This window comes from Priestia megaterium (genome assembly GCF_023824195.1).
In the GTDB taxonomy this organism is placed as follows: domain Bacteria; phylum Bacillota; class Bacilli; order Bacillales; family Bacillaceae_H; genus Priestia; species Priestia megaterium_D.
Genome location: NZ_CP085442.1, coordinates 3618633 through 3631267, shown reverse-complemented (window position 1 = coordinate 3631267; position 12635 = coordinate 3618633). Strand labels below are relative to the sequence as shown.

15 protein-coding genes are annotated in these 12635 nt (G+C 39.3%); all 15 read left to right on the top strand.

Annotation, left to right across the window (positions count from 1 at the left end; translation table 11 throughout):
* Positions 1 to 3: 3 nt before the first annotated feature.
* The 15 genes from eutC to LIS78_RS18715 all read left to right on the top strand — a co-directional run bounded on the left by eutC (position 4) and on the right by LIS78_RS18715 (position 12329).
* The gene (gene eutC / locus LIS78_RS18785; protein ID WP_252284174.1) at positions 4 to 1029 is read left to right on the top strand and encodes an ethanolamine ammonia-lyase subunit EutC; all 1026 of its coding nucleotides are present in this window, start codon (positions 4 to 6) and stop codon (positions 1027 to 1029) included.
* Between the two features lie 12 nt (positions 1030 to 1041).
* A complete protein-coding gene (eutL, locus tag LIS78_RS18780; protein ID WP_057234380.1) occupies positions 1042 to 1695 on the top strand; it encodes an ethanolamine utilization microcompartment protein EutL in 654 nt (217 codons plus the stop codon).
* 34 nt (positions 1696 to 1729) lie between these two features.
* Entirely contained in the window at positions 1730 to 3259 is a 1530-nt protein-coding gene (locus tag LIS78_RS18775; RefSeq protein WP_252284173.1) for an acetaldehyde dehydrogenase (acetylating), read from the top strand.
* 16 nt (positions 3260 to 3275) lie between these two features.
* Complete coding sequence (gene eutM, locus LIS78_RS18770) at positions 3276 to 3569, top strand: ethanolamine utilization microcompartment protein EutM (RefSeq protein WP_013058365.1); 294 nt, start codon at positions 3276 to 3278, stop codon at positions 3567 to 3569.
* 25 nt (positions 3570 to 3594) lie between these two features.
* Positions 3595 to 4248 (top strand): phosphate propanoyltransferase, encoded by a 654-nt coding sequence (locus tag LIS78_RS18765; protein WP_057273746.1) that lies wholly within the window; start codon positions 3595 to 3597, stop codon positions 4246 to 4248.
* Positions 4245 to 4910, top strand: a complete 666-nt coding sequence (locus tag LIS78_RS18760; RefSeq protein ID WP_195782313.1) for a hypothetical protein — start codon at positions 4245 to 4247, stop codon at positions 4908 to 4910. Before LIS78_RS18765 ends, LIS78_RS18760 begins: the two co-directional genes overlap by 4 nt.
* Positions 4907 to 5191, top strand: a complete 285-nt coding sequence (locus tag LIS78_RS18755; protein WP_209150457.1) for a EutN/CcmL family microcompartment protein — start codon at positions 4907 to 4909, stop codon at positions 5189 to 5191. The genes LIS78_RS18760 and LIS78_RS18755 overlap by 4 nt, the downstream gene beginning before the upstream one ends.
* Positions 5184 to 5597 carry a BMC domain-containing protein gene (locus LIS78_RS18750; protein WP_252284172.1) on the top strand — a complete coding sequence of 138 codons (414 nt, stop codon included), beginning with the start codon at positions 5184 to 5186 and terminating at the stop codon, positions 5595 to 5597. Before LIS78_RS18755 ends, LIS78_RS18750 begins: the two co-directional genes overlap by 8 nt.
* Positions 5598 to 5632: 35 nt before the next feature.
* Positions 5633 to 6589, top strand: a complete 957-nt coding sequence (gene mdh / locus LIS78_RS18745) for a malate dehydrogenase (protein WP_013058360.1) — start codon at positions 5633 to 5635, stop codon at positions 6587 to 6589.
* A 500-nt stretch (positions 6590 to 7089) separates the two neighbouring features.
* Positions 7090 to 7488, top strand: a complete 399-nt coding sequence (locus LIS78_RS18740) for a DoxX family protein (protein ID WP_016766319.1) — start codon at positions 7090 to 7092, stop codon at positions 7486 to 7488.
* Between the two features lie 142 nt (positions 7489 to 7630).
* Entirely contained in the window at positions 7631 to 8569 is a 939-nt protein-coding gene (locus LIS78_RS18735; protein WP_252284171.1) for a ring-cleaving dioxygenase, read from the top strand.
* Between the two features lie 155 nt (positions 8570 to 8724).
* Complete coding sequence (locus LIS78_RS18730; RefSeq protein WP_252284170.1) at positions 8725 to 9291, top strand: NADPH-dependent FMN reductase; 567 nt, start codon at positions 8725 to 8727, stop codon at positions 9289 to 9291.
* A gap of 172 nt (positions 9292 to 9463) precedes the next feature.
* Positions 9464 to 10108, top strand: a complete 645-nt coding sequence (gene ycaC, locus LIS78_RS18725) for an isochorismate family cysteine hydrolase YcaC (RefSeq protein ID WP_013058356.1) — start codon at positions 9464 to 9466, stop codon at positions 10106 to 10108.
* Between the two features lie 256 nt (positions 10109 to 10364).
* Entirely contained in the window at positions 10365 to 11456 is a 1092-nt protein-coding gene (locus LIS78_RS18720; RefSeq protein ID WP_252284169.1) for a low temperature requirement protein A, read from the top strand.
* A gap of 36 nt (positions 11457 to 11492) precedes the next feature.
* Positions 11493 to 12329 (top strand): alpha/beta fold hydrolase, encoded by an 837-nt coding sequence (locus LIS78_RS18715; protein ID WP_252284168.1) that lies wholly within the window; start codon positions 11493 to 11495, stop codon positions 12327 to 12329.
* The last annotated feature ends 306 nt before the right edge of the window (positions 12330 to 12635 follow it).

Here is a 12635-nt window from a genome sequence, read left to right as displayed (position 1 = left end):
AAGATGAATCCTGAATTGATTGAAAAAATTACACGATCCATTGTCGAAAAGCTAGAAAAACAATCTTGTTTCGAACAAAGCTTTCCTACTGACGATCGTCAAAGCAGCGTAACTTTCTGGGATCATACATCCAGTGCAAATAAGAAAGTAATTAATGGTCCTCTAGCTGAAGTAGTAGAAGATGATTCGGTAAAGGAATTAATTAAATTTCCGAATATTCAAGAAAATAATTTAACATCTCTGCCTGAAAGTAAAATGGCTATTCAACAGGAAGAAGATATTGAATCAAAACAGCAGGTGTCTGGTATTAAAAATCCAGTGAATCAAGAAGAATTAGACACATTGATTCAGAAAACACCTGCTCGAATCGGGATTGGCAGAGCAGGCTTGCGTCCACGAACAGAGACATGGCTGAAATTCCGCTATGACCATGCAGCAGCCGTTGACGCTGTGTATGGCAATGTGAACGACGACCTTTTAAAACGATTGAATTTATTTAAAGTAAATACTCAGGTAAAAGATAAAGAAGTGTACATTCGCCGACCGGATTATGGACGAAAGCTATCAGATGAAGCAAAAAAGTGCATTCAAGAAAAATGTACCAAATCACCAACTGTTCAAATTATTGTTTCTGACGGTTTAAGCTCCAAAGCCATTGAGGAAAATGTGGAAGATGTTTATTTATCTCTTCAACAATCCTTAAAAAGCGCAGATTTAGATGTAGGCATTCCATTTTACATAGAAAAAGGCCGGGTTGCTGTAATGGATGACATCGGAGAACTTCTGACGCCAAAAGTGGTGGTGCTTTTGATTGGAGAACGCCCAGGACTTATAAGTGCAGAATCTTTAAGTGCCTATTTATGCTATGAACCGAGAAAAGGAATGATCGAAGCTGAGAGAATGGTGGTTTCCAATATTCATAAAGGCGGTATTCCTCCAGTTGAAGCGGGTGCTTATCTCGGTACATTGGTTCAAAAAATTTTAAAATATGAAGCTAGCGGAGTATCGCTTGTTCAAAAAGAACAATAGAGGTGAATAAGAGTGGCTTTAACACGTATCCATGCTGACATTTTAGCTGTTCGTGTGATTCCAAATGTGGATGACGCCTTAGTTCAACAGTTTAACTTGCAGCCTTACCATAGAAGTTTAGCCATGTTTACATCAAGTATTGATGACGTGGGCTATACAGCTTTAGATGAAGCCACTAAAAGAGCAGACGTTGAGGTAGCTTATGCCCGTTCCTTTTATGCTGGCGCTGCCCATGCGTCAGGTCCGCTATCAGGTGAAATGATTGGGGTATTAGCGGGTCCAAGCCCAGATGAAGTTAAAGCTGGCATTGAGGCTGTTTTACAAGTGACAAAATCCGATGCTTATTTTGAAGCGTTAGATGAAGAGAAAAATCACGCGCTGTATGCACATGTGGTGGCAAGGACAGGTTCTTACCTTTCTAAAGAAGCAGGAATCGATATTGGCGAACCACTAGCTTATTTAATTGCCCCTCCACTAGAGGCTATGTATGGACTTGATGTAGCGCTTAAAGCAGCTGATGTAGAACTTGTGAAATTTTTTGGCCCTCCTTCTGAAACAAATTTTGGCGGTGGGTTTTTAACAGGGTCTCAATCAGCCTGTCAAGCAGCTGCTGATGCGTTTCGCCAGGCTATTTTAGACATTGCAAGAAATCCAGTTCATTATTAAAAAGCTTATAGACAGTAGAAAGGAGTTGTTGGATATGCAGTTTGATCAAGATCTTCAATCTTTACAAGAGATGCGAGATGCAGTGGAAAAGGCAAAAGCCGCACAGCAGGTATACTTGAATTTTTCACAAGAGCAAGTAGATCGCATTGTTGAACGAGTGGCCGAAGCAGCCTATTCTAAAGCGTTAGAACTAGCGAAAATGGCAGTGGAAGAAACGCGAATGGGTGTTGTAGAACATAAGAAAATCAAAAATGAGGTAGGATCTAGAGCTGTTTATGAATCAATTAAAAATGAAAAAACAGTAGGTATTGTTCACGAAGATAAAGCGAACAAAGTGGTAGAAGTCGCCTCTCCTTTTGGAGTTGTTGCTGGAATTATTCCTACAACTAACCCAACTTCAACGGCTATCTTCAAGACATTAATTAGTTTAAAAACTAGAAATGCTTTAGTGGTCAGTCCTCATCCTCGGGCAATGAATTGTACAGTGGAAGCGCTTAAAATTTGTTCCCGTGCAGCAGTTGAAGCAGGAGCTCCAGAAGGGCTTATTGGGTGGATTTCCAATCCTTCTATGGCAGCAACCAATGAATTAATGAAGCATAAAGATGTGAACTTAATTTTAGCAACAGGTGGAAGTGGCCTCGTTCGCGCAGCGTATAGTTCTGGGAAACCAGCTTATGGTGTAGGTCCAGGAAATGTACCTGTATATATTGAAAAGACTGCGAAGGTTGACCAAGCAGTAAAAATGATTGTCGATAGCAAAACGTTCGACAACGGCACGATCTGTGCAACCGAGCAAGCGATTGTTGTCGACCTCAATATTCAACAAATGGCTATTAGAGAATTAAAGAATAATGGAGCCTACTTCTTAAATTCAGAAGAGAAAGCCAAGATGGAAAAAGTGATTTCACCCATTCCAAAGAAGCTTAACCCAAATATTGTTGGTCAAAGTGCTGTGAAAATTGCTGAAATGGCAGGTATTACAGTACCTTCTGATACACGCATCTTAGTTGCTGAAGAAACAAAGGTGGCAAAGGATGTACCATTTTCGATTGAAAAGCTAGCACCTATCTTCCCATTGTATACAGCTAAGAACGACGAACAAGCAAGGGAATTATGTTTAAGCTTATTAAATCTTGGAGGAAGAGGTCACAGCTTATCGCTTCATACAAACGATGATGCTGTAGCTAAAACGTTTGCTCTTGAAATGCCGGTCTCAAGACTGATGGTTAACACACTCTCGTCAGTTGGAGCTGTGGGTGGTACGACGGGACTTAAGCCTTCCTTTACACTAGGATGTGGTTCGTTCGGAGGTAACATTACGTCAGACAATGTGACCGCTCGACATTTATTAAATATTAAGCGAATGGCTTATGGTACAAAAGAGGTGACAATTCCAAAACCATCCGTATCTTTTACCTCTGCTTCCTCAGATACAAAAGATCATCAAGACGTACAGGAAATTGTCAACGAAGTTATGAATCAATTAAAACCACAGGGACCAATTGATTCGGCAGCAATTTCTGAAATGGTTAATCAAGCACTTCAAAAATATCAAACAAACTAATTAGGGGGAATTAAAAATGGCAAGAGAACTAACAGCATTAGGAATGATTGAAACAAAAGGATTAGTAGCATCAGTAGAGGCAGCAGACGCAATGGTAAAAGCAGCAAACGTACATTTAGTTGGTAAAGTGCACGTAGGTGGAGGAATTGTAACGGTTTTAGTACGCGGTGACGTAGGCGCGGTAAAAGCAGCAACAGATTCTGGTGCGGCGGCTGCACAGCGCGTTGGAGAACTTATTTCCGTTCATGTTATCCCACGCCCACACAATGAATTAGAAAGTATTTTACCAAAAATTGATAGTGAACTATAAGCTTAAAAAGTTAGGAGCATAGCGCATGAATAAGCAGGCCATTCAATCGATTGTAGCAGAGGTTGTTCAGCAGTTAAGTCAAACAACCAAGCAAAGCAATACAGTCCCAATGGCTGTATCTGCTAGACACTGTCACTTAAGTATAGAAGATGTAGAAGCTCTTTTTGGAGCAGGGTATGAGCTAACAAAAAAATCAGACCTGTCTCAGCCTGGGCAATTTGCAGCTAATGAAACAGTTACTATTGTGGGGCCTAAAGGAAGCATCGAAAAGGTTCGAGTCCTTGGCCCAGCAAGGAGTATAACTCAAGTGGAGGTCAGTAAAACAGATTCAATTAAACTTGGTTCTGTTCCTCCACTACGTGAGTCTGGAGATATAAAGAATTCAGAAGCGATTACATTAGTTGGACCAAAGGGGAGCATTTACAAGAAAGAAGGGTTAATCATTGCACGAGCTCATATTCATATGACGCCAGGTGATGCTGAAGCTTATGGTGTAAAAAATGGTCAGTGTGTTCGCATTACTTCTCAAGGAGAAAGACCTACTACGCTCGAACGTGTATTAATTCGAGTTTCACCAAAGTTTAAGCTTGAAATGCATATTGATACAGATGAAGCGAATGCTGGGCTAATTTCTACTGGAGCTACAGGGGTTCTTTCTCTATACGAGGAAGCTTTATGAACCATCATGCTCTGATTGAACAAATTGTAGTAGAAGTTTTAAAACGATTAGATAAATCAGACAAGCAGCACCTAAAGGTAAAGCCAAAGCTGCTGATCGTGAAAGAGTCGGCAGCAATCGATCCAATTCAAATCAAAAAGTTAGAAACAAGCTGGACACTGGTTTACAGCGATGACCAAAAAGAAAACCTTCCAAAAGATATACAAAGTATTTTATTTGCAGAAGCAAAGCAGGACCTCCTAGTAAAAGGGGCTCTTGGTATTACAGATACACTAGAAAGCTGTCTTTTGGCGGAGGCTTTGCTAGCAGGAATTTCTGTTTCACTCATTCCTTCTGTAACTTTAGGAAACGTTTTGCTATCCAGTAATCAAAAAAAACCAGTAAACAACAAATATGCAGCACATTTAATCGCTTATAAAAATACATTAGAAAGCTTTGGGGTAAAAATCCAATCATTTGAGAGATTTTTGCAATCAGGCTTAAACAGACATTCTTTATCATTTACAGAACGAGTGCTAACCCAAAGACATGTGAAATTAGTAGAAGAAGAAAAAATTACCGTTTTACCTAAAACGATTATCACTCCTCTAGCGCGCGATACAGCAAGAGAATTAGGAAAAGAAATTTGCGTGATAGACGTAGAGGGAGCGGATGTTTTATGAAAATAGGGACAGTAATTGGCAACGTCTGGGCAACAAGAAAAGAAGATAATTTACGCGGTTTAAAGTTTTTAGTTGTTCAACCTGAACTTTTAAATAAATCGAATAAAGACTCTTCTTTTATTGCAGTTGATCGTATTGGAGCCGGGATTGGTGATAAGGTAATGGTTACTCAAGGAAGTGCTGCAGCACATATGGCATCCGACACTCCATTACCCATTGATGCAATTATTATCGGGATTATAGACTCTGTTGATATAGAAAGAGGTGGAGAGAATGGCTAAAGCTCTTGGCATGATTGAAACAAGAGGCTTAATAGGTTCGATCGTCGCAGCGGATGCGATGCTAAAATCAGCTGATGTCCGCTTAGTGAAGCAAGAAAAAGTGGATGCAGCTCTTGTAACAGTGTTAGTTGAAGGTGATGTTAGTGCAGTACAGGCAGCTGTAGATATGGGAAAAGAAGAAGCGGCTCGTGTTGGAGAATTAGTGTCAGCACACGTAATTCCCCATCCCGACGAAGAAGTTGGAAATAGCCTATTAAAAGATGAGACTAAAGAATCGCAGTCAAAAGCAGCACTTAAAGAAAATAAAACGGCTAAAAAATCATCGGCTGCTAAGACAAAATCCAGTATTCAATATAAAGCAAAAGCAGATTCTGCTACTGTAGAAGAAGATCAAAAAGTAGAATAACATACATATAAACGACGAGGAATGGGGGATAAATCATGGCATTTAAGCGTAAAAAAATAGCTGTAATCGGAGCGGGATTTACAGGGGCCACTGCAGCATTAATGATGGCGCAAAAAGAACTTGGAGACGTAGTATTAGTTGATATTCCTTCCCAGACTAACCCAACCAAAGGAAAAGCACTTGATATGTTAGAGGCAAGCCCGGTTCAAGGGTTTGATGCTAATATCAAGGGAACATCTAGCTATGAGGACATTCAGGATGCAGATCTAGTATTAATTACTGCAGGACTTCCAAGAAAACCGGGAATGAGTCGTGACGACCTAGTCTCAACAAACGCAAAAATTATGAAAGAAGTATCGGAAAATGTAAAAAAACACGCACCAAATAGTTATATTATTGTGCTGAGTAATCCAGTCGATGCAATGACATACGTTTGTTATAAAACTACTGGGTTCCCTAAGAATAGAGTAATAGGTCAATCTGGTGTATTAGATACAGCCCGCTTTAATACATTTGTGGCTCAAGAATTAAATATCTCTGTTGAAGATGTATCAGGATTTGTTTTAGGCGGCCATGGAGATGATATGGTACCATTAGTTCGTTATTCGTATGCCGGAGGAATTCCACTTGATAAAATCATTTCACCTGAACGTATAGAAGCTATTGTAGAGCGAACACGCAAAGGTGGAGGAGAAATCGTTAACCTGCTTGGAAATGGAAGTGCCTATTATGCTCCTGCTGCTTCTATGGTTCAAATGGCAGAAGCGATCCTAAAGGATAAGAAGCGAATTCTCCCTTCCGTAGCTTATCTAGAAGGTGAGTATGGCTGTAATAATCTTTACTTAGGTGTACCAACAATCCTAGGGGGAGATGGAATTGAACATATCATTGAACTTCCTTTAACGGAAAAGGAAAATGAAGGGCTAAAACGTTCAATCGAATCCGTACAAAGTGTTATGGCTATCTTAGAATCATCAGAAGTATTCAGCTAAACTAACTTCTTTTTATTTTAGTTGCCTAGTAGTAAAATTTAGAGGTATTTTCAAGTTACGTACTTGAAGGAATTGGACCAATAGAAACTGCTGAATATTTTCTAATCATTTGAGTGTGTTAAGGAACTTTTCAGCAGAAAAAATAATAACGATACAGAAAACTGAGTGAAATGCATCCTGCTACATTTGTAGGGTGCATTTTTGTATGAATAAGTGATATTACTTTTATATTTCACCGAAAAGTAAATAAACCTTCCTTGCTTCCTTTTTTAATATGATTAATAAACAACAAAGTTCAGCCGTTATATTTTCCGCTTCCATGCTCATATCCATATAAAATCATGAATATGTTTTTAATACGTCGTTAAGCGTTTCAACTAGCTACAAAAAAATATAAAAATTCATATTGACAGTGGAATCATATGGTTTTATAATTATCCTTAATTAAAGATATTTTAATTCGAGATTTTAAAGTGATGAAAAAATAGGAGGAATAAAAAATGGTGAGCATTGGTTTATTATTAATACGTTTAGTCATTGGATTATCTTTTATGGCCCATGGAACTCAGAAATTATTCGGATGGTTTGGCGGCCACGGATTAAAAGGAACGGGCGGGTGGTTTGAATCCATCGGAATGAAACCAGGTGTTAGAATGGCTTTAATGGCTGGCTTATCAGAACTGGTAGGCGGGGCTTTGTTTGCTGCAGGACTTCTTACACCGCTAGGAGCGCTTTTGATTGCGGGAACAATGGTAATGGCTATTGTGAAAGTACACGGTCCAAATGGATACTGGGCAACACAAAATGGGTATGAATATAATCTTACGCTTTTAGTTGTAGCGATTGGTGTAGCAATTGCTGGACCAGGTTATTATGCGATAGACACTTTTATTTTCTAAAAGAGAAAATGGGTTGGAATAAGAAAGACGCTTTTATTTTTTGATTAATATCTCGAATTCGAGATATTTATGATAAATAGTTGTAATTTTAAGAGGGATAACGAAACATATGACGAAAAATGTATCAAAGGAGATGGTAGTAATGAGTAAAAAAACAGCGGGTATTCATCATATCACGGCGATTGTAGGTCATCCTCAGGAAAATGTTGATTTCTATGCAGGTGTGTTAGGGTTACGTTTGGTCAAACAAACGGTAAACTTTGATGATCCAGGAACGTATCACCTTTACTTTGGAAATGAAGGCGGAAAACCTGGAACGATTATCACATTCTTCCCGTGGGCAAATGCAAGACAAGGAAAAATAGGTGACGGGCAAGTTGGCGTAACTTCTTATGTGGTTCCAAAAGGTGCGATGGACTTTTGGGAACAGCGATTAGCTAAGTTTGGGGTTCCAGCTACAAAGATGGAGCGATTTGGAGAACAGTACTTAGAGTTTGACGACCCTCATGGTTTGCATCTAGAGATTGTTGAAAGAGAAGAAGGCGAAAAGAACACGTGGCAAGTCGGTGAAATTAAACCTGATGTTGCTATTAAAGGATTCGGAGGCGCCACGTTACTATCTGTTAAGCCTCATGAAACAGCTCAATTATTAGAAGAAGTAATGGGGCTAACAAAGATAGGCGAAGAAGGCGATTTTATACGTTTTCAATCATCAGCTGAAATTGGAAATGTGATCGATTTAAAATTAACAACAGTTGGACGCGGGCAAATGGGTGTTGGAACGGTTCACCATATTGCATGGCGAGCGAAAGATGATGAAGATCAGTTAGAGTGGCAGAAATACGTAGCCGACAGCGGATACGGAGTGACGGCTGTTCGAGATCGAAATTACTTTAATGCGATTTATTTTAAAGAGCACGGAGAAATTCTATTTGAAATTGCAACAGACCCTCCAGGTTTTGCTCATGATGAGTCAATCGAAACAATGGGAGAAAAACTCATGCTGCCTGAACAGTATGAAATCCATCGAGATAAAATTGAAGGAAATTTAATTCCTTTTGAAGTGAGAGAATTAGATTAGACTTTAACGAGAAAATTCTTTTAGTAATAGTAAAACGCTAGTTCAACCGTAATTTAGGTATAAAGAAGGAATTAATTTATCTATATATAAAACTAATATCTATATTTGAAACACCGTGTTAATATGAAATTAATTCCAAGTAAGGAGGTGAATATATGACGAAAACCATTGGTCTTATTTGTGGAAGCTTGCGTAAAGATTCGTATAATCGAATGATTGCTGAGTCATTAACTACATTAGATGACTCAGCTCAATATCGCTGGATTGAAATAAGCAGCCTGCCTTTTTTTAATGAAGACCTAGAAGCTGATGGAGCACCAGAATCTGTCGCATCCTTTAGAGCTGCGATTCAAGACGTTGACGGCGTCATCATTGTAAGTCCAGAGTACAATTCCGGAATTCCAGGAGTGTTAAAAAATGCCTTGGACTGGGCATCAAGACCTCGCACCTCTTCTGTTTTAAACAGAAAACCAGTTGGTCTAATTGGCGCAACCCCTGGAGGCTTCGGTACGGCCTTTGCTCAAATGCAAACGAGAGAAGTACTGGAAGCTATGCAAGTCAACGTTTTACCATTTCAAAAAATGCTGATTTCGCAAGTTCATGAAAAATTTGATTCTCAACAAAAAATACTGACCGATGAATCAACGAAACGTTATCTTCAACGCTACTTACAGCAGTTCATTCATTGGATTGATCAAGCGCCTGTTCCTGTTCTAGATTAATAGATGCAGACTTCACGAATATTCACCTCAGAAATAGCTTTTCTTTTTATACATGTTTTAACCTAACAGATCATAAATGAAATCCAAAAAACCATTCAAATTATAGACCGCTTGTAAGGAATGGAAGAGGTACATGTATCCTTACTTGCCTTAATTTAAGGAGGATTATAAAATGTCTGATCTTTACTCTCGCCTTTCAAAAGATGATGCTGCCGTGCTTTTAGTTGACCATCAAACGGGTCTTATTTCCGGCCTTGTACGTGACTATGGTGTTGATGAATTTAAAAACAACGTCTTGGCTCTTGGTGATACGGCTAAATTCTTTGATTTACCGGTTATTTTAACAACAAGCTTTGAAAATGGACCCAACGGCCCGCTCATGCAAGAACTCGTTGATTTGTTTCCTGATGCGCCAAAAATAGCTCGTCCCGGACAAATTAACGCATGGGACAACGAAGACTTTGTTAAAGCCATTGAAGCAACTGGCAAAAAACAGCTGATTATCGCCGGTGTAGTGACAGATGTCTGCGTTGCTTTTCCTGCGCTTTCTGCCATTAAAGCAGGCTACGAAGTGTTTGTTGTGACAGATGCTTCTGGCACTTTTAATAAGCAAGTCGCAGATGCAGCGTTAACGCGTATGGCTCACGGGGGCGCACAGCTTATGAACTGGTTTAGCGTAGCGTGCGAGCTTCAGCGTGACTGGCGCAACGACGTTGAAGGTTTTGGCAATTTAATTTCTAGTCATCTTCCTGGTTATCAAAACTTAATGGGCAGCTATAGAGGAGCTCAGCGCGATTTCAGCAAGCAAAGTGTCTAACTTAGCAGAAACTAAGTTTTGCATAGGTCGTTCTCTTTACATATAAGACATGAAAGTAGAATGGCATCTGTGGAGCATTTATGTGACGGAGAAAACGTAACGACATAAAAGCAATTGTTAGGTAGGTGAGCCGACTGATGAAGAGTTGGCTCACCTATCTTTTACTACGCTACCTGTCATGAAGTATGCGTCTCTTGTATATAAAATAAAATACATTAACGACAGCCTGATAAATGATAAGAAGGGATGCGGAGTAGTGGAAGAAAAAAAAGTTACGTGGCTGGAGCTTTTTTATGATTTGTTGTTTGTGGCAGCTGTTGCGACTGCTACTCATGTTTTGCTTCACGTTGAACAAGGGCATATTCATGCGGAGTACTTGCTAAAGTTTGTACTGATCTTTATCCCGATATGGTGGGCGTGGACGGGACAAACGATGTTTATCAATCGGTTTGGACAGGATTTCTTGCATCAGCGCATCTTTATGATTCTTCAAATGCTGTTTGTCCTGATTATGATTTCAAGTTTGTCCGTAGATTTTGATCAATATTACGTCTCTTTTTTAATTGGCTATATTGGGCTAAGGGCGTTAACGGCTCTTCAATATCTTATCGTGCAGAAATTTGAACGAGATGAGAGAAAAAAAGTTGCAGTGTTTTTAGGCACATGCTTTGGAATCGGGATTTTCATCTCGCTTCTTTCGCTCTTTTTTGATTCGTGGGTCCGCTACGCCGTGTTGTATACAGGAATTGCAGTGGACATGATTTTACCTATTTTAGGGCATAAACGGTTAGCGAAATTACCGACCAACACCGCTCATTTGTTAGAACGCTTTGCTTTATTAACATTAATCCTGTTTGGAGAATCCGTTGTCAGCATTCTTGCTGTGATACAGCCTCAAAAAGGGGATTGGAATACCATTTTATTTGCGGGTATTTCATTTGTCCTGATCATCGCAATGTGGTGGCAATACTTTGAGAACGTAGAAAAGAAAGTAAACAAGGCCATTCAAAGAGCGGGACAAACGATTATTTACGGACATTTAATTATCCTCATGTCTCTAAGCATGATTGCAGCATCGATCAAACTCATGTTTTTACATGAAGTTCATTATACATTCAGCTTATATTTTGTATTCGGCTCCGTGCTGCTCTACTTCACAGCAACGACTCTTGTTTTTCACCAGTATAGATTCGAAGAACATCGTTTGAAAGTTTATCATTTAGGATTGTTTTTAGGGATTTTAGCTCTGTTTTTCATTGTTAACTTAATACTGATTGTTCCCAGCACTTTTATTATAGGAGAATTAGCGATCTTTTTTATTATCTATGCTAGGTTTACAACCACTTAACCGAATAGAGAAAGACTATATATTGGAGGTAGCGAAATGGCAAAAATTACGGTAGGAACAGAAAATAAAGCACCTATTGAACTATACTATGAGGATCATGGTACGGGGAAGCCGGTTGTCTTAATTCACGGCTGGCCACTAAGCGGGCGATCTTGGGAATATCAAGTTCCGGCTCTTGTTGAGGCGGGACACAGAGTTATAACCTATGACCGCCGAGGATTCGGAAAGTCTTCTCAGCCATGGAACGGCTATGATTATGATACCTTTGCGGCTGATTTACATCAGTTACTAGAACATTTGGATCTAACAAATGTGACACTAGTCGGGTTTTCAATGGGGGGCGGAGAAGTAGCTCGCTATATAGGAACTTATGGAACAAATAGAGTAGAAAAAGCTGTATTTGCAGGAGCAGTACCACCATTTCTTTATAAGTCAGAGGATCATCCTGAAGGAGTGTTGGATGATGCAGCCATTCAAGAATTTGAAAACGGCGTAAAAAATGATCGTTTAGCTTTTCTTGATAATTTTACAAAAACATTTTTTGGGGCTGGAGATCGAACTGACTTAGTCAGTGAACCATTTCGACTGTACAATTGGGATATTGCAGCAGCTGCATCGCCTAAAGGCACACTAGACTGTATAGCTGCTTTCAGCAAAACAGATTTCAGAGAAGATTTAGCCAAGTTTACGATACCTACGCTTGTTATTCATGGTGATTCAGATGCCATTGTCCCATTTGAATATAGCGGAATGCGAACGCATGAAGCAATTCCTAATTCCAAGGTAGCCTTAATAAAGGGCGGTCCACACGGCTTAAATGCAACGCATGCACAAGAATTTAACGAAGCGCTGCTGTCGTTTTTAAGAAGTTAAATACAAGTGATTATTTTGCAGGTGCAATAATTCGGATCATGATGTGTGAATAGTAAAAGAGGGAAGAAGTTGCCGAAGGGTCGCTTCTTTTTTGTTTTTTACGTAGATAGAAATGCTTACTATAGGTAGGGAGGGGAGGCAATTTAAATTGCTCTACTGTAACTTTAAAAGATAAAAATCAGTCTCAAAATGAAAAATAAACGTTTGTCATTCTGTGGTGCGAGGGCTTATATTAAACTTTTAAATGGAAAATATAACCTTCAGTCCAATAGCTATTCTAAAACCACAACAAAGATTGGATTGAAC